The 22,808-nt window shown below is 70.6% G+C and carries 22 protein-coding genes and 1 pseudogene; 16 read left to right on the top strand and 7 right to left on the bottom strand.

From position 1 onward, the window contains the following. Positions 1-72 precede the first annotated feature (72 nt). A complete protein-coding gene (locus AX721_RS04815; RefSeq protein WP_068874889.1) occupies positions 73-426 on the bottom strand; it encodes a YciI family protein in 354 nt (117 codons plus the stop codon). A gap of 95 nt (positions 427-521) precedes the next feature. Between AX721_RS04815 and AX721_RS04810 the strand changes: the two genes are divergently transcribed. Continuing rightward, entirely contained in the window at positions 522-1,880 is a 1,359-nt protein-coding gene (locus AX721_RS04810) for a serine hydrolase (protein ID WP_068874888.1), read from the top strand. A gap of 4 nt (positions 1,881-1,884) precedes the next feature. On the opposite strand, the gene AX721_RS04805 is transcribed toward AX721_RS04810, so the two are convergent. Together AX721_RS04805 and AX721_RS04800 are read right to left on the bottom strand one after the other, a co-directional pair. Then, positions 1,885-3,228, bottom strand: a complete 1,344-nt coding sequence (locus tag AX721_RS04805) for a dihydroorotase (RefSeq protein WP_068874887.1) — start codon at positions 3,226-3,228, stop codon at positions 1,885-1,887. Next, a complete protein-coding gene (locus tag AX721_RS04800; RefSeq protein ID WP_068874886.1) occupies positions 3,221-4,192 on the bottom strand; it encodes a glycosyltransferase family 9 protein in 972 nt (323 codons plus the stop codon). Before AX721_RS04800 ends, AX721_RS04805 begins: the two co-directional genes overlap by 8 nt. A gap of 61 nt (positions 4,193-4,253) precedes the next feature. Between AX721_RS04800 and AX721_RS04795 the strand changes: the two genes are divergently transcribed. Beyond that, the gene (locus tag AX721_RS04795; RefSeq protein ID WP_068874926.1) at positions 4,254-5,087 is read left to right on the top strand and encodes a folate-binding protein YgfZ; all 834 of its coding nucleotides are present in this window, start codon (positions 4,254-4,256) and stop codon (positions 5,085-5,087) included. A 60-nt stretch (positions 5,088-5,147) separates the two neighbouring features. Here AX721_RS04795 and AX721_RS04790 read toward each other — a convergent pair whose 3' ends face one another. Beyond that, positions 5,148-6,026 carry an alpha/beta fold hydrolase gene (locus AX721_RS04790; protein WP_068874885.1) on the bottom strand — a complete coding sequence of 293 codons (879 nt, stop codon included), beginning with the start codon at positions 6,024-6,026 and terminating at the stop codon, positions 5,148-5,150. Positions 6,027-6,078: 52 nt separating this feature from the next. Here AX721_RS04790 and AX721_RS04785 point away from each other — a divergent pair, with 52 nt between their 5' ends. From AX721_RS04785 to AX721_RS04765, 5 genes are all read left to right on the top strand, one after another. After that, a complete protein-coding gene (locus tag AX721_RS04785; RefSeq protein WP_068874884.1) occupies positions 6,079-6,669 on the top strand; it encodes a DNA-3-methyladenine glycosylase I in 591 nt (196 codons plus the stop codon). Continuing rightward, positions 6,669-7,334 (top strand): ribonuclease HII, encoded by a 666-nt coding sequence (locus AX721_RS04780; RefSeq protein ID WP_068874883.1) that lies wholly within the window; start codon positions 6,669-6,671, stop codon positions 7,332-7,334. The genes AX721_RS04785 and AX721_RS04780 overlap by 1 nt, the downstream gene beginning before the upstream one ends. 200 nt (positions 7,335-7,534) lie before the next feature. Further along, positions 7,535-9,730 carry an ATP-binding protein gene (locus AX721_RS04775; protein WP_197422464.1) on the top strand — a complete coding sequence of 732 codons (2,196 nt, stop codon included), beginning with the start codon at positions 7,535-7,537 and terminating at the stop codon, positions 9,728-9,730. 82 nt (positions 9,731-9,812) lie between these two features. Continuing rightward, positions 9,813-10,892, top strand: coding sequence for a site-specific DNA-methyltransferase (locus AX721_RS04770; protein ID WP_068874881.1), 1,080 nt, complete (start codon positions 9,813-9,815; stop codon positions 10,890-10,892). Between the two features lie 112 nt (positions 10,893-11,004). Beyond that, positions 11,005-12,153: an MFS transporter gene (locus AX721_RS04765; RefSeq protein WP_068874880.1), complete on the top strand. Its 1,149-nt coding sequence runs from the start codon at positions 11,005-11,007 to the stop codon at positions 12,151-12,153. Here the strand turns inward: AX721_RS04765 and mutY are convergent. Beyond that, a complete protein-coding gene (gene mutY, locus AX721_RS04760; protein ID WP_231733172.1) occupies positions 12,150-13,196 on the bottom strand; it encodes an A/G-specific adenine glycosylase in 1,047 nt (348 codons plus the stop codon). The two genes, AX721_RS04765 and mutY, sit on opposite strands and share 4 nt — an antisense overlap. Positions 13,197-13,240: 44 nt before the next feature. Here mutY and AX721_RS04755 point away from each other — a divergent pair, with 44 nt between their 5' ends. The 9 genes from AX721_RS04755 to AX721_RS04715 all read left to right on the top strand — a co-directional run bounded on the left by AX721_RS04755 (position 13,241) and on the right by AX721_RS04715 (position 21,394). Next, positions 13,241-13,780, top strand: coding sequence for a DUF721 domain-containing protein (locus tag AX721_RS04755; protein ID WP_068874878.1), 540 nt, complete (start codon positions 13,241-13,243; stop codon positions 13,778-13,780). A 117-nt stretch (positions 13,781-13,897) separates the two neighbouring features. Continuing rightward, a complete protein-coding gene (locus tag AX721_RS04750) occupies positions 13,898-14,524 on the top strand; it encodes a DsbA family protein (protein ID WP_068874877.1) in 627 nt (208 codons plus the stop codon). Position 14,525: 1 nt separating this feature from the next. Next, positions 14,526-15,155: a DsbA family protein gene (locus AX721_RS04745; RefSeq protein ID WP_068874876.1), complete on the top strand. Its 630-nt coding sequence runs from the start codon at positions 14,526-14,528 to the stop codon at positions 15,153-15,155. A 6-nt stretch (positions 15,156-15,161) separates the two neighbouring features. After that, positions 15,162-18,605 carry a chromosome segregation protein SMC gene (gene smc / locus AX721_RS04740; RefSeq protein WP_068874875.1) on the top strand — a complete coding sequence of 1,148 codons (3,444 nt, stop codon included), beginning with the start codon at positions 15,162-15,164 and terminating at the stop codon, positions 18,603-18,605. Between the two features lie 164 nt (positions 18,606-18,769). Further along, on the top strand, positions 18,770-19,123 hold the full coding sequence (locus AX721_RS04735) for a hypothetical protein (RefSeq protein ID WP_068874874.1): 354 nt from the start codon (positions 18,770-18,772) through the stop codon (positions 19,121-19,123). A gap of 16 nt (positions 19,124-19,139) precedes the next feature. Further along, positions 19,140-19,925, top strand: a complete 786-nt coding sequence (locus tag AX721_RS04730) for a F0F1 ATP synthase subunit A (RefSeq protein WP_068874873.1) — start codon at positions 19,140-19,142, stop codon at positions 19,923-19,925. Positions 19,926-19,975: 50 nt separating this feature from the next. Next, a complete protein-coding gene (locus AX721_RS04725) occupies positions 19,976-20,200 on the top strand; it encodes a F0F1 ATP synthase subunit C (protein ID WP_068874872.1) in 225 nt (74 codons plus the stop codon). A 73-nt stretch (positions 20,201-20,273) separates the two neighbouring features. Then, positions 20,274-20,891: an ATP synthase F0 subunit B' gene (locus AX721_RS04720; RefSeq protein WP_068874871.1), complete on the top strand. Its 618-nt coding sequence runs from the start codon at positions 20,274-20,276 to the stop codon at positions 20,889-20,891. After that, positions 20,891-21,394 carry a F0F1 ATP synthase subunit B gene (locus tag AX721_RS04715; RefSeq protein WP_068874870.1) on the top strand — a complete coding sequence of 168 codons (504 nt, stop codon included), beginning with the start codon at positions 20,891-20,893 and terminating at the stop codon, positions 21,392-21,394. Before AX721_RS04720 ends, AX721_RS04715 begins: the two co-directional genes overlap by 1 nt. Positions 21,395-21,611: 217 nt before the next feature. Here AX721_RS04715 and AX721_RS04710 read toward each other — a convergent pair whose 3' ends face one another. Both AX721_RS04710 and AX721_RS04705 read right to left on the bottom strand, forming a co-directional pair. After that, positions 21,612-21,992: a PGPGW domain-containing protein gene (locus tag AX721_RS04710; protein ID WP_068874869.1), complete on the bottom strand. Its 381-nt coding sequence runs from the start codon at positions 21,990-21,992 to the stop codon at positions 21,612-21,614. A gap of 215 nt (positions 21,993-22,207) precedes the next feature. After that, a pseudogene (locus AX721_RS04705) lies at positions 22,208-22,808 on the bottom strand (aminomethyl-transferring glycine dehydrogenase subunit GcvPB); the annotation flags it as partial.

The following is a 22,808-nucleotide window of genomic DNA, read 5'->3' as shown; positions in this document are numbered from 1 at the left end:
CTGGCCGGTCTCGCCCTCGCGCCTTCGGGTTCATAGATCAGGATCATGTATTGCATCGGTTCCTCCGCCGGATCAGTGGGCGACCACCGGGCGGACCTCGACCTTGCCGCCCGGGATGATCGGAACCTTGCGGGCCCAGGCGGTCGCGGCTTCGAGGTCGGGGACATCGATCACGTAGAAGCCGCCCAGGTGCTCGCGGGTCTCGGCGAAGGGACCGTCGTGGACCGTCTTGGCCCCGTCCGCATCGGTGCGCACCGTGCGGGCGGCGCGGGTCGGCTGCAGCTCTTCGCCGGAAAACTCGACGCCCGCCGCCACCAGGTCCTCGGCCAGCTTCATGTGCTGGGCGATGATCTCCGCGAGGGTCTTCTGGCCCGCTTCGCCCTCGTAGGCGCCTTCGGGCTCGTAGAGCATCAGCATGTATTTCATTTGGGTCCTCTCCGGCGTTGAAGTTTGCGCGACGCGCAAGCGTGCGTCACCGGGGAGACGGGCGTCGTCCGCCCGATTCGACAGGGGTCTGCCACATGCGGTCGATTTTTCTGGCGGCCATGGCCGCGGCGGTTCTGGCCAACAGCGCGACGGCGGCGGAGGACCCGCACGTGCGGGCGCTGGCGGCGGGCTACAAGGCCGCCTTCCTCTGCAGCGGGGTCTTCAACGCCGGCCGGCCCGAGGCCGAGATCGCGGCCGACGACCTGGAGGGGATATATCCGGATTACCAGGCGCTGGTGCGGACGCTGCCGGCGGTGGTCGACCGGCAGGCGAAGACGGTGAGCGTGGCGTTCGATCCGAAGCTGCCGCCGCGGATCGCGGCCTGGCGGCCGAGTCTGGGCTGCGCGCAACTGCCGATCGGGGCGGGGGCGGAGGCCGTGGCGAAGCTGCCGCGCCTGGATATCCAGCCGCCGCCGGCCGGGAAGGCGAACTGGCCCGACGGCGACGAGAAGGCCACGGCCAGGACGCCGAAAGCTCTGGAGCCGCTGCTGGCGCAGGCGTTCGACCCGGGCGTCTACGGCGGCAAGACCACCGCGGTGGTGATCGTGAAGGACGGGAGGATCGTCGGCGAGCGCTACCGGCCCGGCTATGATCTGCACACGCCGCAGCGGACCTGGTCGGCCGCCAAGAGCCTGACCGCCACAGTGGTCGGCCGGGCGGCGCAGCTGGGCAAGGTGAACGTCGAAGCGCCGGCGGACATCCCGGAGTGGCGGGCGCCGGGCGACCCCCGGGCCGCCATCACGATGGCCCAGCTGCTGCACATGGGCTCCGGCCTCTGGACCGACGGGCCGGGCAACCGCACGGACGAGGTCTATGTGGGGGGCGGCCTGGTCACGGAGTGGGCGACGCGGATGCCGCTGGAGGCCGCGCCCGACAGCCGCTTCCGGTACGCGAACAACGACACGCTGCTGGCGGCGCGCAGTGTGCGCGCGGCCCTGGGCGATGGGCCGGACGCGCTGGCGTTCCCCTTCACCGAACTGCTCTGGAAGATCGGCATGCGCCACACGACGCCGGAGACCGACTGGCAGGGGAACTACATCCTCTCCAGCCAGGTCTGGACCACGGCCCGGGACCTGGCGCGGCTGGGCCTGCTCTACCAGAACGACGGGGTGTGGAATGGCGAGCGCCTGCTGCCGGAGGGCTGGTCGCGGTTCGTCGCCACGCCGGGGCCGGCGCAGCCCGAGAAGGGGCCGGGCTATGGTGCGTTCTTCTGGCTGTACGGTCCGGGGCAGGGCCTGCCGGAGGGGACCTACGGCATGAACGGCAACCGCGGGCAGTACGTGTTCATCGTGCCGTCCAAGAAGGTGGTCATCGTCCGCCGCGGCTTCGATTCCGCGGCGGCGCGGTTCGACGAGCAGAAGTTCGCCCGCGACGTGCTGGCGTCGCTGGACTGACGCCTCAGGCGTCGGCCGGCAGGGTCTCCAGGAACCGCACCGGCTCGCCCAGGCTGGGCGCGACGATCTCGTCGTCGCGCATGACCACCCGGCCGCGGATGATGGTGGCCTTGGGCCAGCCCTTGGCCTCGAAGCCGTCGAAGGGGGTCCAGCCGGCGCGGGTCGCCATCTGCTCGTGGGTGAGGGTGCGCCGGGCCTTGAGGTCCACGATCGTCAGGTCGGCGTCGTAGCCCACGGCCAGGCGGCCCTTGTCGGCCAGGCCGAAGATGCGCTGGGCGCCGTGGCTGGTGAGGTCGACCAGGCGCTCCAGGCTGAGCTTCCCGTCGGCCACGTGGGTCAGCATGACCGGCAGCAGAGTCTGAACGCCCGGCATGCCCGAGGGCGAGGCCGGGTAGGGGCGGGCCTTCTCCTCGCGGGTGTGCGGCGCATGGTCGGAGCCCAGGACGTCGGCTACTCCGTTGGCGACGCCGACCCACAGGCCCGCCCGATGGGCGGCGTCCCGGATCGGCGGGTTCATCTGGGCGAAGCCCTTCAGCTGTTCGTAGGCCTCCGGTCCGGCCAGGGTCAGGTGCTGGGGCGTGACCTCGACGGACGCCACGTCCTTGTGGCCGGCGAGGAAGGCGATCTCCTCCTTGGTCGTCACGTGCAGGACGTGGATGCGCTTGCCGGTCTTGCGGGCCAGGCGGACCAGCCGCTCGGTGGACTGGATCGCCGACTGGGCGTCGCGGACCTCGGGGTGGCTGGTCCAGTCGCCGGTGCGCGCCAGGGGGCGGCGGTCGGCGAGGCGGTATTCGTCCTCGGAATGGAAGGCGGCGCGGCGATTGATACTGCGTAGCACCCGCTCGACGCCCTCGTCGTCGGCCACCAGCAGGGTGCCGGTGGAGGCGCCCATGAAAACCTTGATCCCGCAGCAGCCCGGCAGGCGCTCCAGCTCGCCCAGGAAGGCGGCGTTCTCGTGCGTGCCGCCCACGTAGAAGGCGTGGTCGCAGTGCATGCGGTGGTTCGCGCGCTTCAGCTTGTCGGCCAGGGCGTCCGGGTCGGTGGTGGTCGGCTCGGTGTTCGGCATTTCGAACACCGCGACCACGCCGCCGAGCACCGCGCATCGGGAGCCGGTTTCCAGGTCCTCCTTCCACTCCAGGCCGGGCTCGCGGAAGTGGACCTGGGTGTCGATGACGCCCGGCATGACCGTCAGGCCGGTGGCGTCGAACACCTCGCCCGCCGAGGCCTGGGAGAGGTCGCCGATGGCCGCGAACTTGCCGCCCCGGATGCCAATGTCGGCCGCCCCGCGCCCCGCGTGGTTCACCACTTCGCCGCCGCGGACGATCAGGTCGTAGGTGGTGTCAGGCATTCCGGGGTTCCGTGGCTTTCAGGAGGTCGTTGGCGGCGGCGAGGACCGTCTTCACCGGCAGGTCCATCATGTGACACAGCGCCTGGCCGAAGCCAGGGTCAACCGCCTGGATCTGTTCGAACGAGCGAGGGCCGCGCACCACTCGCGCGTGCTCGCCCCAGGGCGCATAGAGGCGCTCGTCGGAGGGGCCGAACAGGCCGATGGTCGGGCAGCCGGCGGCGGCGGCAAGGTGCATGGCGCCGCTGTCGTTGCCGATGAACAACCGCGCCCGCTTCAGGCAGGCGAAAGCGGTCAGCAGGTCGACCTTGCCGGCCAGGTTGATGAAGCGTCGGCCAGCGGAATCCTTCAGCGACCGCGCCAGGCTCTCGTCGCTGGGCCCGCCCAACACCATCAGCCGCCCGCCCGCCAGCGGCCCGTAGCCGTGCAGCAGGGTCATGGCCACCTGGCTGAACCGCTCGACGGGCCAGGTCTTGCCCACCCAGTTGGCCGCCGGCGCCATGGCCAGGATGGGACCGGCGCCGCGGGTCAGCTCGTCCGCATAGGCCTCGACGTCGGCATTGGTGAAGATGTGGGGCGCCGCCGGCTCGTCCTCGATCTTCAGGACCTTCGCCGCCTCCAGCACCTTGTGCGCCGGTTGGACGCTCTTGCGATGGATGGCGCGGCGCTTGGTCGACAGGAAGCGCGAGATACCCGAGCCGCGCAGGTCGACGATCAGGCCCCAGTTGGTCTGGCGCACCTTCTGCCAGAGCTCGAACCAGTGGCTCCCGCTCTTCGACTTCTCCAGGACGATCACCCGGGCCAGGTTCGGAACCGCGGCGAACAGGGGCGCGGCGTCAGGACCGGCGACGATGGTGAAGCGGGCGTTGGGGATCTCGTCGGCCAGCCGCTTGATCAGGCCGGACGACAGCACGGCGTCGCCGATCCGGGTGGCCGTGATGAAAAGGATCGGGAAGGAAGCCGACATCGGCATTCCTATACGCATGCGGCCGCTGGCGCTCCACACCGCGCGGCCCCAAATTGTCGGGATGTCGCAGACTGTCACCTTCGCGCACTTGCCAAGCCGTTCGCTCATCGCCCTCTCCGGCCCCGACTGGCGCAGCTTCCTGCAGGGGCTGATCACCCAGGATGTCGAGACCCTGGCGGTGGGCGAGGCGCGGTTCGGGGCCCTGCTGACGCCCCAGGGCCGGTTGCTCTACGACCTGTTCGTGGTCCCGAGCGGCGACGGCGCCTGGCTGGACGTCGAGGGCGCGCACCGCGACGCCCTGATCCAGCGCCTGACCCTCTATCGCCTGCGGGCCAAGGTGGAGATCGCGGCGGACGATACGCAAGTGAGCATCCTGTTCGGCGGCGATCCGCCGGACCGGGCGGGGTGGGTCCGCGACCCGCGGCTGCCGGAGCTGGGCTGGCGCGGCTATGGGGTTAAGGCCCCGCCGGGCGCGCAACTGGCGAGCGAGGCCGAGCGGGAGGCCCAGAAGCTGGCCCTGGGCGTGCCGGGTCCGGCGGACTGGGGCACGGACAAGACCTATCCCATCGAAGCCAATTTCGACCTGCTGAACGGTATCGACTTCAAGAAGGGCTGTTTCGTCGGCCAGGAGACCACGTCGCGGATGAAGCGCCGGGGAACCATCAAGAACCGGATGCTGCCGCTGGTGTTCGACGGGCCGGCGCCGGCGCCCGGGACCGAGGTGTTGAACGGCGAGCTGCGTGCGGGCGAGGTGCTCTCTGGCGGTGACGGGCGCGCTATCGCCCTCGTGCGACTTGATCGGGCCCTGGGGGCGGACCTGACCGTCCACGGCCGGCCGGCGCGGGCGGAGGTTCCGGACTGGATGGCCGGCGCGATGGCGGAGTCCGCGGCTTAGCCACGGCTGTCATCCCGGTCTTCGCGTGCCGCGAAACCGGGATGACAAAGGGTGATATGTTTACCGCTCTCCGAAGAACGCCCGGAGCAGCGCCAGCGTCTCCGCCGGCTTTTCCTCCGGGATGAAGTGGCCGCAGTCGAGGGACTGGCCGCGGACGTCGTCGGCCCATTCGCGCCAGATGGCGAGGGTGTCGTACCAGGCGGCGAGGGCGCCCTTGCCGCCCCAGAGCACCTGGATCGGGCAGGCGACCTTGCGGCCGGCGGCCTTGTCCTCGTTGTCCAGGCGGCGGTCGTAGCCGGCGCCGGCGCGGTAGTCCTCGCACATGGCGTGGACGACGGAGGGCGTTCGCACCGCAGCAGCGTAGTCGGCGTAGGCCTCAGGGTCGAAGTCTCGGCCCGCGTCGGGGTACTGGAGGCCGAAGAAGAAGGACTCCGGATCGGCGCCGATGAGGCGCTCGGGCAGCGGGTAGCGCTGGGCCAGAAACGGCCAGTGCCAATAGCCCAGGGCGAACCGGCGATCGGCGCGGGCCCAGACCTCGCCCGTCGGGATGATGTCGAGGATCGACAGCCGACGCACGGCCTGGGGGTGGTCGAGGGCGAGGCGGTAGGCGACACGTCCGCCCCGGTCGTGGCCGGCCACGTCGAAGGTCTCGAAGCCGAAATGGCGCATTACGGCCATGGCATCCCGGGCCATGGCGCGCTTGGACGCGGTCTCATGGTCCTCACTGGCAGGCGGCGCGGTCGAGCCGCCGTAGCCGCGCAGGTCGAAGCAGACGACGGTGAAGTCGCGCGCCAGACCCTCGGCGACCTTGGCCCACATCATGTGCGTCTCCGGATAGCCGTGCATCAGCAGCACCGGCGGCCCCGAGCCGCCGCGGCGAACGCGGAGCGAGACCTCGCCGGTCTTCACCTGCGACAACTGGAAGCCTTCGAACGCCATCGAAACTTTGGCCCCTTGTTTCCAGCCGCCGGCTGCGCTGAGAGTGCCGCCGATGACTGGGACCCTGACTCGGTGCGAATGGCGCGGCATGGCCGGCGACCCGCTGTACGAGGCCTATCACGACACCGAATGGGGCGTGCCGGAATATGACTCCCGCGCGCTGTGGGAGAAGCTCGTCCTCGATGGGTTCCAGGCGGGGCTCGCCTGGATCACGATCCTGAGGAAGCGCGAGGCCTTCCGTGCGGCCTTCGACAATTTCGACCCGGAGAAAGTGGCCCGCTACGGCGAGGCCGACCGCGCCCGGCTGATGGCCGACGCCGGCATCGTCCGCTCCAACGCCAAGATCGACGCGGCCATCGAGAGCGCGAAGATCTATCTGCAGATGCAGGCGCGCGGCGAGGATTTCTCGGACTTCTGCTGGGGCTTCGTGGGCGGCAAGCCGATCCAGAACCGGTGGAACGCCTTCGGGGAGGTCCCCGCCCAGACCGAGCTGGCGGTCGAGGTGTCGAAGGCGTTGAAGGCTCGGGGCTTCAAGTTCGTCGGCCCGGTGATCGTCTATGCCTGGATGCAGGCCGTGGGGATGGTCAACGACCACTTCACCTGCTGCTTCCGGCACGACCAGGTGAAGACGCTGGCGCGCTGATGGCCAAGGGTCCCACGCTTCTCCTGGAAAAGACCTTCGTCGGCGGCCCGGTGTGCGGCGTGGACGAGGCGGGGCGCGGCCCGTGGGCCGGGCCGGTCAGCGCGGCCGCGGTGATCCTGCACGACAACCCGCGGAAGATCCCCAAGGGCCTGGACGATTCCAAGAAGCTGACGGCCAAGGCGCGCGAGGCGCTGGAGATCGAGATCAAGGCCAAGTCCCTGGCCTGGGGCGTGGGCTTCGCCAGCGTCGAGGAGATCCACGAACTCAACATCCTGCATGCCACCGGGCTCGCCATGTGCCGGGCGATCGAGGCCTTGAGCGTTCAGCCAACCTTCGCCCTGGTGGACGGGAACTACCGCTTCAAGCTGCCCTGCGAGGTGAAGACGGTGGTGGGGGGCGACGGCAAGTCCAAGTCGATCGCGGCGGCCTCCATCCTGGCCAAGGTCGCCCGCGACCGGCTGATGATGGAGATGGATGCGCTCTATCCGGGCTACGGCTTCGCCAGCCACAAGGGCTACAACGCCCCCACCCACGTGGAGGCCCTGGTGAGCCTGGGCCCGTGCGAGATCCACCGGCGCGCCTGGCGACCGGTGAAACTGGTGCTGGCGGGCAAGGATCCGCGGCTCGAAGGCGATCTTCAGGACGAGCTGCCGTTCGAGGGCTGAGCCCTCGCGTGACGCGCCGAGCCGACGATTCCGCGAATTTCTATTCCAGGATGTGATGCTGATTCGATCATCGTCTCGCGCGAAGTCGAGCAGTCAATCTTAACGCAGTTGGCGTAGCGTCGTCCCGATTTGAACCCGGGCAGTCCATGTTCTCCGTCCTGACGTGCATCTTGGTCGAGCATGACCTGAGGTTGGTCGTGTTGGCTGCGCTGACCTGCGCCCTGGGGTGCAGCGCGGCGTTCGGCTTCCATATCCGCAGCCTGAAGGCGCCGGGCGCGTCGCGCTGGGCCTGGATCGGGCTGACCGGGGTGGCGGCCGGTTGCGGCGTCTGGGCGACCCATTTCATCGCCATGCTGGCCTACCTGCCGCAGATGCCCACGGGCTATGAGATGTCGACCACGGCGCTGTCGTTGGGCATGGCGGTGGTCGGCATGGGGGCAGGCTTCGCGGTTCCCGTGCTGCAGTCGGGGCGGATCATCGCCTGGGCGGGCGGCGCTCTGACGGGCCTGTCGGTGGCGGCCATGCACTTCATGGGCATCAATGCGATGCGAGCCTCGGCCCGGATCGAGTGGGACCTGGCCTATGTGATCGCCGCGGTGGCGGTCGGCATGGTGGGCGGCGCGGCGGCGTTCGAGGCGCGCCGCCGGCTCAACGGCCGCGCGGGCTGGGTGGCGCCCGCCACGATCCTGTTGCTGGGCATCGTCGGACTGCACTTCACCGCGATGACCGCGCTGAAGCTCGTGCCCGATCCTTCGCTGGCCATACCGGAAGAGCTGATCGGCCGCGCACCGCTGGCCCTGGCCACGGCGCTGATGGCGGGCTTCATCCTGGCGGGCGCCTCCAGCCTGATCTGGATGGAAGGCCTCGGCCGGCGATCGACGCTGAACGGCCTGCGCGACGCGCTGCACGCGGTGTCGTCGGGACTGGCGTTCTTCGACGCTCACGGCCGCCTGGTCTCTTGGAACAGGGCCTACGGGGATCTGATGGCCAGCGCCGATGTGGCCCTGGCTGGGGGCGTAACGCGCGACGAGCTGATCGCCGGGGTCCTGGCCGCCGGCTGGGAGCCGCAGATCGACTACAGCCCCAAGCACCACACGCAGCCGCGCAAAGGCCGCTCGGCCAGCCTGGAGCTGAAGCTGCCCGACGGCCGCTGGATGCGCCACGAGGCCTTCACCACACAGGACGGCGGCGGGGTCTCCGTCGTGACCGACATCACCGAGGTCCAGGAGAGCGCCAGGGCCCTCGCCCAGGCCCGCGACGCGGCCGAGGCGGCGAACCGCGCGAAGTCGCAGTTCCTGGCCAACATGAGCCACGAGATACGCACGCCGCTGAACGGTGTGCTGGGCGTGGCGGACGTGCTGGCGAACAGTAAGCTTTCCGCCACCCAGCAGGAACTGGTGGGCGTGATCCGCACCTCCGGGGCGCTGCTGAACTCCCTGCTGGCCGACCTCCTCGATCTGGCCCGCGTGGAGGCGGGCGCCGCCGAGCTGCGCCCCGAGGTCGTGGCGCTGGACGAGCTGGCCCAGTCCGTCCGGGGCCTCTTCGCGCCACGTGCGCAGCAGAAGGGTCTTGCCCTGCGGGTGGAGATCTCGCCCGGCGCCGGGGCGCGGGTAACCTGCGACGCCACACGCCTGCGCCAAGTGCTGGGCAACCTGGTGAGCAATGCGGTCAAGTTCACCGACGCCGGTGAGGTCGCGATCGTCCTGGATCGCGAGGGCGATCGCGTGACGTTCCGCGTCCGAGACACCGGCGCGGGTTTCGACGAGGCGATGAAGGCCACGCTGTTTGGCCGCTTCCAGCAGGCCGACGACAGTTCGACCCGAAAGCATGGCGGCGCAGGTCTCGGCCTGGCGATCTGCCGCGAGTACGTGGCCCTGATGGGCGGCGAGCTGGATTGCGTGAGCATGCCGGGCCAGGGCTCTACCTTCATGTTCACCCTGGAGGTCCCGGCCCTCGCGCAGCCCCAGGTCGTGATGCCGGCCGAAGCGCAGCCGCCGGGCGAGTCGGGCCGCTTCCGGGTGCTGATCGTCGATGACAACCAGATCAACCGCCAGGTCCTGGCGCTGATCCTGGACTCCGCCGGCATCGAGCACGCGGAGGCCGAAGACGGGCAAGCCGGCGTCGAGGCGGCTGTCACAGGGGGCTTCGACGCCGTCCTGATGGATATCCAGATGCCGGTGATGGACGGCTTCGAGGCCACCCGGCGCATCCGTGCGTGGGAGGCGGAGCAGGGCCGCCCGCGCATGCCCATCCTCATCGTGTCGGCCAACGGTCTGCAGGCCCACGTGGACGAAGGCGCGCGCGCCGGCGCCGACGGCCACCTGAACAAGCCGGTCTCCGTGCCCCAGCTGCTCGGCGCCTTGGAACGACACGTCGGCGCCGCGCTCGCAGCCTGAGATCTGCCCAATCGGCCGTTGACGGCCTGTTCACCATGTTGGCCTGAAGATTCACGCCTTCTGTTGTGTTTGAGGTTGGGCCATGGGGCTGCCGGTTGACGCCATTCTGAACGGCGATTGCCTGGAGGAGCTGAAGAAGCTCCCCGACAGGTCGGTCGATCTCGTGTTCGCAGACCCGCCCTACAACCTCCAGCTTGGCGGCGACCTGCTGCGGCCGGACAACTCCAAGGTCGACGCGGTCGACGACCACTGGGACCAGTTCGAGAGCTTCGCCGCCTACGACGCCTTCACCAAGGCCTGGATGGCCGAGTGCCAGCGCGTGCTGAAGGACGACGGCGCGCTGTGGGTGATCGGCAGCTACCACAACATCTTCCGCGTGGGCGCGACGCTGCAGGACCTGGGCTTCTGGATCCTGAACGACATCGTCTGGCGTAAGTCGAACCCGATGCCGAACTTCAAGGGCACCCGCTTCACCAACGCGCATGAGACCCTGATCTGGGCCGCCAAGAGCCGGGGTGGCCGCCGCTACACCTTCAACTACGACGCCATGAAGATGGCGAACGACGAGTTGCAGATGCGCTCGGACTGGACCTTGCCGCTGTGCACGGGCGAGGAGCGGCTGAAGGACGACAAGGGCGACAAGGCCCATCCGACGCAGAAGCCCGAGGCGCTGCTGCACCGGGTGATCATGGCCTCGACGAAGCCGGGCGACGTGATCCTGGATCCGTTCTTCGGCACCGGCACCACCGGCGCGGTGGCGCGCCGCCTGGGCCGCAAGTTCATCGGCATCGAGCGCGAGGCCGAGTACGCGGCCATCGCCGAGGCGCGGATCGCCCGGGTGATCCCGGCCACGGCCGAGGAGATGGCGGTCACCGGCTCCAAGAAGTCGGAGCCCCGGGTGCCGTTCGGCAGCCTGGTGGAGGCCGGGCTGCTGCGGGCCGGCGACGTGCTCTACTGCCCCCGCGGCCAGAACGCGGCGCGGGTGCGGCCCGACGGGAGCTTGGTCGTGGGCGAGCTGTCGGGGTCCATCCATAAGATGGGCGCGATGGTCCAGTCGGCGCCGGCGTGCAACGGCTGGACCTACTGGCACTTCAAGACCGACAAGGGCCTGGCGCCCATCGACGTGCTGCGGGCCAAGGTCCGGGCGCAGATGCCGATCTGACCGGTTTCCGCCGCTGAGCGGGGGAAGTCGCTGGACCCCGTACCGGTTCTTCGGTCACCCTGATCCGAACAGGTGTTTTGAACGGGGGTGACGGCATGGGCAGGTCGCGGCGATGAATCCGCGCGTGTTCGTGCTCACCATGGTGACGTTCGCGTTCGGCTCGGCGGCGTTCATCTTCGCCGGCTTGCTCGAAACCATGGCGGCGGACCTGGGCGTCTCGACCGCCGTCGCCGGCCAGCTCCAGACCGCCTACGTCCTGACCTCCGCCGTGCTTGGCCCTGTGGCCGCCCATGTGCTGGCCAGGTTCGACCGCAAGCTTGTGGTGCTCGCAGGCCTCAGCTTCGGCCTCTTGCTGCACCTGGCCTGCGCCGTGACGCCGAACTTCGAGACCTTGCTGGGCCTGCGCGGCCTGGCGGGACTCGCCGGCGCCATGTCGGGGCCGGCGGCCAGCGTCGCGGCGGCCTCGATGGTCCCGCCCGAGCGGCGCGGGTCGGCGCTGGCGATGGTCGCCGGCGGCATGACCCTGGCCTTCGTGCTGGGCATCCCGATGGGCAGCGTGGTGGGCTCGCTGTTCGGCTGGCGCGCCACCTTCCTGTTCGCGGCGCTGCTCTCGGCCTCGGCGCTGCTGGCCGTGGCGCTGTTCCTGCCGCGGGCGCCCGCGCCGCCGAAGCGGGAAGGCGGCGCCGTCGCCGTCTCGGCGATCTGGCCGCTGTACCTGACCACCTTCCTGGTGTTCGCCGCCAACATGACGCTCAACCTCTACATCGCCCCCGTCGTGCGGGTCGGGGCTGGCGTGACCGGCGCCGGCGTCGGGGCGTTCCAGGCCATGATCGGCTTCGGCTCGATCATCGGCCTCTGGCTCGGCGGTCGCGCCGCCGACCGGAATGTCGGCAAGGCCTGGATCATGCAGGGCTTCGCGATCCAGGGCGTGGCCATGAGCCTCCACTTCGCCGCCACCCACCATGCGCTCCCGCCCGGCCTGCCGAGCCAGCTCCTGGTGGCGCTCGCGATCCTCGTGGCGGCGACGGCGCTGTTCTCGATCACGCCTGTCATCCAGTCGCGGCTGATCCAGATGACCGATGGGGCGCCCGTGGCGCTCGCCCTCAACGGCTCGGTGATCGCCGTCGGCCAGGCGCTGGGCTCGGCGGCGGGCGGGGCCTCGCTGGCCGCCTGGGGCGTGCCCGCCATCCCGGCGACGGCCCTGGCCCTGTCGCTGGCCGGCTTCGCGATCCTCAGCGTCGCCTTCCCGCGCCGTCGCTAGAGCAGGTTCGCCAGCGCCGTCCGCGCAGCCTTCAGGAACACGCTGGGCAGGGCGTCGAGGTCGCGGCGCGGGCTCCAGATCACGCCGGCCGCGTCTCCCTCTGCGCGGAGCAGGCGCAAGGTCAGGGTGAAGTGGGTGAAGCCGTGCTCCACCTCGCCCACGCCGCGCCAGGCGGCCGGGGCCGGCGCCGCCTCCGCCGCCTCAGCGTCGCTCCAGCGGGTCGCTCGCCAGTCGCTCGTGGGCAGGGCCAGCATGCCGCCGAGCAGCCCCTTGGGCGGACGGCGGACCAGGGCCACCTCTTCGCCCCGGGTCAGGACGTAGGCGACGCCGTGGCGATGCGGCCGCCCCGCCTTGGCGGTTCGTCGGGGATAGGTCTCGGGGGCGCCGGTCGCCAGGGCCGCGCAGTGCGACGCGACCGGGCAGCGGTCGCACAGCGGCGCCTTCGGCCGGCAGACGGTGGCGCCCAGGTCCATCAACGCCTGGGCCCAGTCTCCCGGGCGGTGGTCGCGAACCAGGCCGGCGGCCAACCGCTTCAGCTCGGGCTTGGCCTCGGGCAGCGGCGTCTCCACCGCGAACAGTCGCGCCATCACCCGCTCGACGTTGCCGTCGACGACATTGGCGGGCCGGTCGAAGGCGATCGCGCCAACCGCGGCGGCGGTGTAGGGGCCGAGGCCCGGCAGGCCGCGCAGGCCCTCCTCGGTGTCCGGGAAGACGCCCCCATGCTCGCGCGCCACGGCGCGGGCGCAGGCCAGCAGATTGCGGGCGCGGGCGTAGTAGCCGAGGCCCGCCCAGGCGGCCATGACCTCGCCGTCCGCCTCGCCCGCCAGGTCCGCGACCGTGGGCCAGCGGGCCGTGAACTTCAGGAAATAGGGCGTCGCATGCGGCACCGTGGTCTGCTGCAGCATCACCTCGGACAGCCACACCCGATAGGGATCGGCGCGCCCGCCGGCGGCATGGTCCGCCGGACCCACGCGCCAGGGCAGGTCGCGGGCGTTGGCGTCATACCAGGCGAGAAGCTGCGTGCGGAGGGTCTCGGGGTTCACGCGCCCGCCTACCATCCCGGCGTCCGGCGCGGTAGTAAGGAGCCATGGCCCGCCGACTTCCCACTCGCGAGGAAGCCCTCCGCATCCTGGCGGAGAAGAAGACGCGGCCGCCGTATCGGCCGGCGCCGCCGGCGGGGCGCGCCCTGAACCGCTTCGTGAAGGAACTCGACGCCAAGTACGGCCAGGGCGCGGGCGCGCTCACCACGCGCTGGCGCGAGGTGGTGGGGTCCGAGATTGCCCGGCGGACCGAGCCGGTGAAGCTGGTGCGCGGGCGCAACGGCGGCGCGTCGTCGCTGGAGATCCGCGTGGCCGGCCCGGCCGCCGCCATCATCCAGCACCAGGCTCACGAGATCCTGGCGCGCGTGAACGTGTTCCTCGGGCCCGAGGCCGTCCAGAAGCTGCGGATCGTGCAGGGGCCGCTGCAGCGCCAGGCCGAACCGCCGCCCCGGCGCCGCGCCGCGCCGCTGGACGCCGCGGCCGAGGCGAAGCTGGCGGAGGGCCTGGCCGGAGCGCCCGACGGGAAGCTGAAGGACGCGTTGCTGGCTCTGGGACGGGGTGTTCTGAAGCGCCAAGGCCAAGGTTGACACATATCCGCCGCGGTCCCATCGGCATCTGCCGGCCGGGCCCCTCTTGCGAGGGTTGCTTGGGGCGCGCGGGAATCGCGCTTTAATCCTTTGTTCAGAACTGCCGGAAGGTCTTCGATGTCGATCCTCAGCCGCCGTCTCCTGATGGTCGCCGCCGCCGCGGGTGCGGCCCTGGCGCTCGCGAGCTGCAACAATGCCGGGGGCGGCGGTGGCGCGGCCTCCACCGAAGCCATGACCATGGGCAAGGCCGACGCGCCGGTGCACATCGAGGAATATGCCTCGACCACCTGCAGCCACTGCGGCCGGTTCGCCATCGACGTCTTCCCCGAGTTCAAGGCCAAGTACATCGACACCGGCAAGGTGCGGTGGACCTACCACGAATTCCTGACGCCGCCCGAGGCCGTGGCTGCGGCCGGCGTGCTGGTCGCCCGCTGCGCCGGCAAGGACAAGTATTTCAGCGTGATCGATGCGCTCTTCCACAGCCAGGAAGAGATGTACCGGACCGGCGACGCCCGCGGCACGCTGCTGAAGGTCGCCCAGTCGGCCGGCATGACCGAGGCCCAGTTCAACGCCTGCGTCCAGGACGAGGCCGCGGCCAAGGCCCTCAACGCCCGGGTCGAGGCGGCCCAGAAGAACCGCAACATCACCTCGACCCCCACCTTCTACATCAACGGCAAGAAGCTGAAGGAGGGCGAGCTCTCGATGCAGGAGCTGGAAGCCGCCGTCGCCGGGGCGGGCAAGTAGCGTGACCAGGTTCACCCGCCGGGCCGCGATCGTCGCCGCAGCCGCTACGGCGGCCGGCGGGGCCGCGCCCGCCTGGGCCCAGTTCAAGGCCGCGCCGGGCGACATGAGCCTCGGCGACCCCAAGGCCCCGGTGCATGTGGTGGAATATCTGTCGCTCACCTGCCCGCACTGCGCGCACTTCCACGCCGACGTGTTCCCCGCCTTCAAGGCCAAATACATCGACACGGGGCGGGTGCGCTTCACGATCCGCGAACTGCTGACCGCGCCGGCCCAGGTGGCCGCCGCCGGCTTCATGCTGGCGCGGTGCGACGGCGGGAGGAGCTACTTCAAGATCGTCGACGAGGTGTTCCGCAGCCAGGCCCGCTGGCAGAGCGGATCGATCAAGCCGATCTTCGTGGAGATCGCGAAGAACAACGGCCTGACCGAGACCCAGTTCGAGGCCTGCATCACCGACCCGAAGGCCCAGGAGGCTTTGCAGGCGCGGCTGGAGTACGCCACGGGGACCGACAAGGTCACCGGGACGCCGACCTTCTTCGTGAACGGCGTGCAGCTGCCCAACCAGGAGACGCCGACCCTCGCCGATCTGGACGCCGCGATCGCCCGGGCGTCGAAGTCCACGGGGAGGCGCTAGCCGGCCGTGCACTTCCAGCGCCTCAGGCTCGCGGGCTTCAAGTCCTTCGTCGATCCGACCGAGTTTCGGATCGAGCCAGGACTCACGGGCATCGTCGGGCCGAACGGCTGCGGGAAGTCGAACCTGCTGGAGGCGCTCCGCTGGGTGATGGGGGCCAATTCCGCCAAGGCCATGCGGGCCGGCGGAATGGACGACGTGATCTTCGCGGGGGCTTCGAACCGGCCGGCGCGAAACCATGCCGAAGTCTCACTGACCATCGACAACGCCGAACGCCGGGCGCCGCCGGCCTTCAACGACCATCCCGTGATCGAGGTGGTGCGGCGGATCGATAAGGGCGCAGGCTCGACCTACAAGATCAATGGCCGGGAGGTGCGCGCGCGCGACGTCCAGCTCCTGTTCGCGGACGCCTCGACGGGGGCGAGCTCGCCGGCGCTGGTGCGTCAGGGCCAGATCTCCGAGCTGATCGCCGCCAAGCCGCAGAACCGCCGCCTGATCCTGGAGGAGGCGGCCGGCGTGTCGGGCCTGCACTCACGGCGGCACGAGGCGGAGCTGCGTCTGCGCGCCGCGGAGACCAACCTGACCCGGCTGGACGACGTGGCCCAGGAGCTGGAGGCCAACCTCGGCCGCCTGCGGCGCGAGGCTCGGCAGGCCGAGCGGTACAAGCGCCTGTCGGCCGAAATCCGGGCGCTGCAGGGCGCGGTGCTCTACGCCAAGTGGGCCGAGGCGAAGGCGGCGGCCGAACGCCTGGTGTCGGAGAGCCAGGCCGCCATCCGGGCTGTGGAGGAAACCGCGCGCGCGGCGGCCACGGCCACGGCTCGCGCCGCCGCGGCCGAGGCCGCGCTGAAGCCCCTGCGCGAGGCCGAGACCATCGCCGCGGCCATCCTGCACAAGCTGGCCATCGATAGGGATCGGCTGGAGCGGGAGGAGGAGGCGCACGCCGCGGAACTGGCGCGCCTCACCGGCGACCTCGAGCGCATCGACGCCGATCGCGCCCGCGAGGCCCACATCACCGACGACGCCGAGGTCGCGCTGAAGCGCCTGGCCGAGGACCTGGAGGCGCTGCGGCGTCAGATCGAAGCTGCGCCGGAGCGGGGGCCCGAGCTCGAGGCGGCGGCGCGGGCCGCCGAGGTCGCGCGGGCCGCCGCCGATGCGGAGGTCGAGCGCCTCGCCGGCGAGTTCGCGGCCCAGGAGGCCCAGCGCCGCGCCGCGCGCGCCAGGGTCGAGGAAGCCCAGGGGCGGCTCGCCCGCACACGGCGCGCCCTGGACCAGGCCAGGCAGGAGCGCCAGGCCCTGGGGCCGATCCTCAACCCGCAGGCCGCGGCCGCGCGCGCCGCGCTGGAGGAAGCGGAAGCCGCTCTTGCAGCCGCTCGCACCGCGCTGGACGCCGCGGAGGACGAGCGCGCCAAGGCCACCGAGGCCGAGGCCATCGCCCGCGAGGCGGCGCGCAAGCTGGAGGAACAGCTCGGACGGCTGACCGCCGAGGCCCGCGCCCTGGCGGCGCTGGTCGCCCAGGCGCGGCGCGGCGGCTTCGCGCCCGCCCTTGATTCGGTCTCGCCGGACCGCGGTTATGAGACGGCGCTGGCGGCCGCCTTCGGCGACGACCTGGACGCGTCGCTCGATCCGGCCGCCCCCGCCTATTGGGGCGGCCGCGAGGCGCCAGCCCCGGCCTGGCCCGAAGGCGCCACGCCGCTTGCGCCCCTCGTGAAGGTTCCGGCCGCCCTCGCCGCCCGCCTCGCCTACGTGGCCCTGGTGGATCGGGCAGACGGCGAGCGGCTGCAGAAGGCCCTACCCCCAGGCGGTCGCCTGGTCTCGCGCGAAGGCGACCTTTGGCGCTGGGACGGCTTCACGGCCCGGGCCGACGCGCCGAAGCCGGCGGCCGTGCGACTGGAACAGAGGACCCGCCTCAGCGAGGTCGAGACCGAGATCGAAAAGCTGGAGCCTCGCGCCCGCGCCGCGCGCGAGGCCGCCAACGCGGCGCAGGCCCGGGTGCGGGCCGCGGACGAAGCCCTGCGGACCGCCCGGCGCGAGCCGCCGGCCCTTGAGCAGCGCGCGGCCCAGGCCCGCACCGCGCTGGAGCGCTTCGACCGCGAGGCGGCGCTCAAGGAGGCGCGCGCCACGTCCCTGGACGACCTCATCGGCCGTTTCGAAGCGGAGTTCGCCGAGCACGAAGCCCAGCTCGCCGCGGTGGTCGCCGAAGCGGGCGACGAGGGGGAGGCGAGCGACATCGCCGAGCGCCTCGCCGCGGCCCGCGCCGCCGCCGGGCCCGCCCGCGAGGCCGCCGCCCAGGCGCGCTCCGCCTACGAGATGGAGATCCGTGAGCGCGATGGCCGCGCGCGCCGCCTGGAGACCCTGACCCGGGAGCACGATGACTGGACCCGCCGCTCAGGCGCGGCGGCCAAGCGGGTCGCCCAGCTCGACGAGGCGCGCGGCAAGGCGCACGCCGCGCTGGCGGCGGCCCAGGACGCGCCGTCCACGCTGGAAAGCCGCAAGTCGGCCCTGCTGGACGAGTTGGCCGCGGCCGAGGCCCGCCGGGCGAAGACGTCGGACGCGCTCGCCGCCGCCGAGCACGAGCGTGCGGAGGCCGACCGGGGTCTGCGCGCCTGCGAGGCCGCCGCGTCCGAGGCGCGGGAGGTGCGCGCCAGCCTCTCGGCCCACGCCGAGGCCGCCGTGCAGCGTCTGAAGGAGGTTTCCGAGAACATCCGCGAAGCCGCCAAGGTGGAGCCCGACGAGCTGGCCCGGAAGCTCGCCGACGAGGCCGTGGCGATCCCCTCCGACGCCGAGGGGATGGAGGCGCACCTCTTCAACCTGGAGCGCCAGCGCGAGGGCATCGGGCCCGTGAACCTGCGCGCCGAGGAAGAGGCGCAGGAACTGGCGGCGCGGCTTGAGACCATGAACGTCGAGCGGGCCGACCTGACCGGCGCCATCGCGCGCCTGCGTCAGGGCATCGACGAACTGAACCACGAAGGTCGCGAACGGCTCACGGCGGCCTTCGGCGTGATCAACGAGCACTTCAAGACGCTGTTTTCCGCGTTGTTCCAGGGCGGGCAGGCGGAACTGCGGCTGGTCGAGTCGGACGACCCGCTGGAGGCGGGGCTCGAAATCTACGCCTGTCCCCCGGGCAAGCGGCTGGCGACCATGAGCCTGATGAGCGGCGGCGAGCAGGCGCTGACCGCCTCGGCGCTGATCTTCGCCGTCTTCCTGGCCCAGCCGGCGCCCATCTGCGTGCTGGACGAGGTGGACGCGCCGCTCGACGACGCCAACGTCGACCGCTTCTGCAACATGGTCGACGAGATGTGCCGCCGAACCGAGACGCGCTTCATCGTCATCACCCATAATCCGGTGACCATGGCGCGCACCGACCGCCTGTTCGGCGTCACCATGGCCGAGCGGGGCGTCTCGCAACTGGTCTCGGTGGACCTGCGGCAAGCCGAGGCGATGGCCGCCCAGTGACGCAACGTCACGCCCGCACGATCATCGGGCGTTGATATAAATAAATAAAAACAAGAATTTACATGGTCTCGAACGAATCTTGACGCACTGCAAACGCGTCTATAGGTTCCGCGCGACCTGAAGCCCCGGCCATCCGGGGTGACGGGGCGCGAGGCCTCCCTTCCATGCCGCAGCATGACGAGACGCGCGAGGAAGCGCTCCGGCGCCTGAGCGCTCGGGCGGGGGCTCTGGAGGCCCGGACCGTCCAGACGCCACAGGACTATGGCGTCAAGGCGGCCGGATATGGATATCGCCTCCTCGGCGTGTTGCTGGGGGGACTGTTTGTCGGTTTGGGGTTCGGGGCGGCGGTCGACGCGCTGGCCGGAACGGGCCCCTGGGGAATGATCGTCGGAGTCCTGGTGGGCTTCGGCGTGTCGATCTGGATGGCGGTGGGCTCGGCACGCAAGATGTCGGCCGACCTCGAGCGGGAGCTAGGGCCCGCGCGAGACCTGCCCCCGGACGACGACGAGGAAGATTGAAGGAGTTCGAGGCGGCATGGCCGACCCGATGCATCAATTCGAGATCCACAAGATCGTGGATCTGCCGGACTTCGCGATCCCGGGCGTGGGCGTCATCGACATGGCGTTCACCAACTCGACGCTGGCCATGACCCTGGCGGCGGCGGGGATCGCGGGCTTCTTCGCCCTGGCGACGTCCAAGGGCGCCGTCGTGCCCGGCCGCCTCCAGATGGTGGGCGAGGCCGCGTTCAACTACATCGACAACCTGACGACCTCGATCATCGGGCATGAGGGGCGGAAGTTCTTCCCCTTCATCTTCACCCTGTTCCTGTTCATCCTGGCGATGAACCTGCTGGGCCTGTTCCTGGTGTTCACCGCCACCTCGCAGCTCGCCGTCACGGCGACGCTGGCGGCGATGACCATCCTGCTGGTCCTGATCATCGGCTTCGCCCGCAACGGCGCGAACATGTACAAGCTGTTCGTCCCGGCCGGTGTGCCCTGGTACATGCTGATCCTGGTGACGCCGATCGAGTTCATCTCGTTCCTGCTCCGTCCGGTCACCCTGGCGCTTCGTCTGTTCGGCAACATGCTGGGCGGCCACGTCGCCCTGAAGGTGTTCGCCGGCTTCGTCGTCTCGCTGGGCATGCTGGCGGCCGGCGGCGGGCTGGGCCTCCTGGGCATCCCGGGCGCCATGCTGTCGCTGGGCGGCGTCGTGGCCCTGACGGCCCTGGAGTTCCTCGTGGCCTTCCTTCAGGCCTTCGTCTTCGCGGTTCTGGCCTGCGTCTATCTGAATGACGTGGTCAACCTCGGCCATCATCACTGACGGCCGTTCTCCACCAACCCAAACGTTCAACGAACAACAGGACTTAAGACATGGATCCGGCAGCGGCTAAGTACATCGGCGCTGGTCTCGCCACCCTCGGCATGATCGGTGCGGGCATCGGCGTGGGCACCCTGTTCGGCGGGTTCCTGCAAGGCGCCACGCGCAACCCGTCGGCCGCCGGCGGCCAGTTCACCAACCTGATCCTCGGCGCGGCTCTGACCGAAGCCCTGGGCATCCTGGCCTTCGTGCTCGGCCTGCTCATCCTCTTCAGCTAAGCCCGCGCCCGTCGAGGGCGCGCGGCTTCGACGCGGCGCGCCTCCAGACGGACTACAAGGACTTACGAGCCTGATGGCCACCGAGACCCATTCTGCGTCGCCCGTCGACGCCTCCGACGGCGTATCCGCCGCCGAAGCCGCGCACGCTGCGTCCGACCACGGCGTCCCTGCCGGGACCACCGAGGCGGCCGGCCACGGCGAGGGCGGCGGCGGCCTGCCGCAGTTCCAGTTCGAGTACTGGGGCGGCCAGATCGTCTGGCTCCTCATCCTGTTCGCGATCCTCTACGTCCTGTTCGCCCGGGTCTTCGTCCCGCGCTTCCGGGCGGTGGCGGACACCCGCGCCCAGACCATCGCCGACGCATTGAGCGAAGCTCGCCGCGTCCAGGCCGAAGCCGACGCCAAGGCCGAGGCGGTGAAGGCCGACATCGACAAGGCCCGCGCCGACGCCCGCAAGCTGGTGGCCGACGCGCGCGCCAAGGCGTCCGACGAGATGGCCAAGACCCAGGCCGCGCAGGATGCTGAACTGTCGGCGCAGATCGACAAGGCCGAGGTGCGCATCCGCGGCCTGCGCGATCAGGCCATGACGAATGTGGGTGGGATCGCGGCGGAAACCGCCTCGTCGATCGTCGCCAAGCTTACCGGCAAGCCGGTTACGGCCGCTGAGGCCAAGGCCGCTGAAGGGGTCGCCTGATGCCCGCGTTCCTGAATCCCGCCGAGGCCGAGTTCTGGGTCGGCGCAGGCCTGCTGATCTTCCTGGCCATCGTCATCTTCGTGGCCAAGGCGCCCCGCGCGGTCGCCGCCGCCCTGGATGGCCAGGCCGCGAAGATCCAGTCCGACCTGGACGAGGCCGCCCGCATCCGGGAGGAGGCTCAGCGCCTCCTGCAGGAGCTGCAGGCCGAGCGTGACGCCGCCCAGCGTCAGGCCGAGGACATGCTCGCCGCCGCCCAGGAGCAGGTCCGCCTGTTCGAAGCCGACGCCAAGGCCAAGCTCGAGGAAAGCCTCGCGCGACGCCAGAAGCTGACCGAGCAGCGCATCCAGATCGCCGAGGCCCAGGCGGCGGCGGACGTGAAGGCCGCCGCCGCCGAACTGGCCGCCCAGATGGCCGAACGCGTGCTGACCCAGCGCCTTGCCGGCGCGAAGTCCGATCAGCTGATCGACAAGGCGATCGGTCAGCTGACGGGGAAACTGCAGTAGTTCGACGAGATCGGGCCCGCGCCCTTGCGGCGCGGTGGCCCGTGGCCGGACGCCTGGCGTTGGGGAACGCCGCGCGTCCGTCGCCTGTCCACGAACCCCACAATGACATGATCAGTCCGCGGCGCTCCACCTGGGGAGACGCGCCGGATTTCCGGACTGTGCATGAGCCTTGTGGGGTTCGTGGGCGCACCCCGCCGCCGGTGCGGCGCGAAGGTCGCTAGCGCCGGAAGCGTCGGCGGAGCGGCTTCACGAAGCGGATGCGCCGGGGCAGCAGAATACGCTCGACCCGCAGGGTCTGATGGTAGAACAGCGCCATGAACTCCGGGTCGCGTCGCAGCAGCCGCCGGATCGGCGACAGCATCCGCGGGTGGGCCCGGTGCAGCCGCACGAACTGGCGGCGCGCCTTGAACGAGTTCTTCAGCACGATCATCAGGCCGACCACGATCACCGGGATCCCGCCGGGGCCCGGCAGGGGGGCGATGGCGATGCCCGCCACGATGATCGCGAAGCCAAGCATCACCAGCCCGAACCGCTTGATGCGGCCGGCAATCTCGCGCGCGAGATCGTCCGTGGCGCGATAGACGCGCAGAGAGGGCATGGCGAATGACACTTGGATAGTCCTGGGGGGTGCGCGGCGGAACGGGGAGGACCCGCCGTCACGCACCTCATATGCGTACGTACGGGAGAATCGTAAAGACGAGGCGCCGTTAAATTTTCCTAACGTGCGCCTATTCCCCAGCTCATGGCGCCGGCGCCACACCTCGGTGCAGGACTGTCACAGATTGGCACAGGATCCTGTGCATTTCCCGTCACTTAGGCGCCGCCGGACTCCCGCTTCCAGACCAGTTTCGGCTTCCGGGCGGCCAGGGTCTCGTCCAGCCGCCGCATCGGGGCCAAGTGCGGTGCGCCCTTGAAGCGCTCGACGTCACCAAGCTTGGCCGTTTCGGCCAAAGCGCGCAGGGCCTCGCAGAAGCGGTCCAACTCGCGCTTGGACTCGGTCTCGGTCGGCTCGATCAACATGGCTCCGTGCACCACCAGGGGGAAGTACATGGTCATAGGGTGGAAGCCCTCGTCGATCATGGCCTTGGCGAAGTCGAGGGTGGTGATCCCGGTACCTTCGAGCCAGGCGTCGTCGAACAGCGCCTCGTGCATGCAGGGACCGTCGGGGAAGGCCGGGGTCATGACGTCGGAGAGGCGGGCCTTGATATAGTTGGCGCTGAGGACAGCGTCCTCGGCCACCTGACGCAGGCCGTCGGCGCCGTGGCTGCGCATGTAGGCGTAGGCGCGGACAAACATGCCCATCTGGCCCTGGAAGGCGGACATGCGGCCGAAGGCCTGGGCGGCGTCGGCGGCAGCCTCCTCGACCAGGTTGAGGCCGTCGGGGCCGCTGACGACCCAGGGGGCGGGGGCGAAG

The sequence above is a fragment of the Phenylobacterium sp. CCH9-H3 genome, assembly GCF_001557235.1.
Taxonomy (GTDB): Bacteria; Pseudomonadota; Alphaproteobacteria; order Caulobacterales; family Caulobacteraceae; genus Phenylobacterium.
This window is presented reverse-complemented; position numbering and strand designations above follow the sequence as displayed.

Excerpts from the sequence above, each read along its gene's own strand:
- AX721_RS04765 (WP_068874880.1), top strand. The coding sequence starts at position 11,005 with ATGAATCCGCGCGTGTTCGTGCTCACCATGGTGACGTTCGCGTTCGGC.
- AX721_RS04750 (WP_068874877.1), top strand. The coding sequence starts at position 13,898 with ATGTCGATCCTCAGCCGCCGTCTCCTGATGGTCGCCGCCGCCGCGGGT.
- AX721_RS04730 (WP_068874873.1), top strand. The coding sequence starts at position 19,140 with ATGGCCGACCCGATGCATCAATTCGAGATCCACAAGATCGTGGATCTG.
- AX721_RS04735 (WP_068874874.1), top strand. The coding sequence starts at position 18,770 with ATGCCGCAGCATGACGAGACGCGCGAGGAAGCGCTCCGGCGCCTGAGC.
- AX721_RS04805 (WP_068874887.1), bottom strand. The coding sequence starts at position 3,228 with ATGCCTGACACCACCTACGACCTGATCGTCCGCGGCGGCGAAGTGGTG.
- AX721_RS04780 (WP_068874883.1), top strand. The coding sequence starts at position 6,669 with ATGGCCAAGGGTCCCACGCTTCTCCTGGAAAAGACCTTCGTCGGCGGC.
- AX721_RS04795 (WP_068874926.1), top strand. The coding sequence starts at position 4,254 with ATGTCGCAGACTGTCACCTTCGCGCACTTGCCAAGCCGTTCGCTCATC.
- AX721_RS04810 (WP_068874888.1), top strand. The coding sequence starts at position 522 with ATGCGGTCGATTTTTCTGGCGGCCATGGCCGCGGCGGTTCTGGCCAAC.
- AX721_RS04720 (WP_068874871.1), top strand. The coding sequence starts at position 20,274 with ATGGCCACCGAGACCCATTCTGCGTCGCCCGTCGACGCCTCCGACGGC.
- AX721_RS04755 (WP_068874878.1), top strand. The coding sequence starts at position 13,241 with ATGGCCCGCCGACTTCCCACTCGCGAGGAAGCCCTCCGCATCCTGGCG.
- AX721_RS04710 (WP_068874869.1), bottom strand. The coding sequence starts at position 21,992 with ATGCCCTCTCTGCGCGTCTATCGCGCCACGGACGATCTCGCGCGCGAG.
- AX721_RS04715 (WP_068874870.1), top strand. The coding sequence starts at position 20,891 with ATGCCCGCGTTCCTGAATCCCGCCGAGGCCGAGTTCTGGGTCGGCGCA.
- AX721_RS04815 (WP_068874889.1), bottom strand. The coding sequence starts at position 426 with ATGAAATACATGCTGATGCTCTACGAGCCCGAAGGCGCCTACGAGGGC.
- AX721_RS04790 (WP_068874885.1), bottom strand. The coding sequence starts at position 6,026 with ATGGCGTTCGAAGGCTTCCAGTTGTCGCAGGTGAAGACCGGCGAGGTC.
- AX721_RS04725 (WP_068874872.1), top strand. The coding sequence starts at position 19,976 with ATGGATCCGGCAGCGGCTAAGTACATCGGCGCTGGTCTCGCCACCCTC.
- AX721_RS04785 (WP_068874884.1), top strand. The coding sequence starts at position 6,079 with ATGACTGGGACCCTGACTCGGTGCGAATGGCGCGGCATGGCCGGCGAC.
- AX721_RS04800 (WP_068874886.1), bottom strand. The coding sequence starts at position 4,192 with ATGTCGGCTTCCTTCCCGATCCTTTTCATCACGGCCACCCGGATCGGC.
- AX721_RS04770 (WP_068874881.1), top strand. The coding sequence starts at position 9,813 with ATGGGGCTGCCGGTTGACGCCATTCTGAACGGCGATTGCCTGGAGGAG.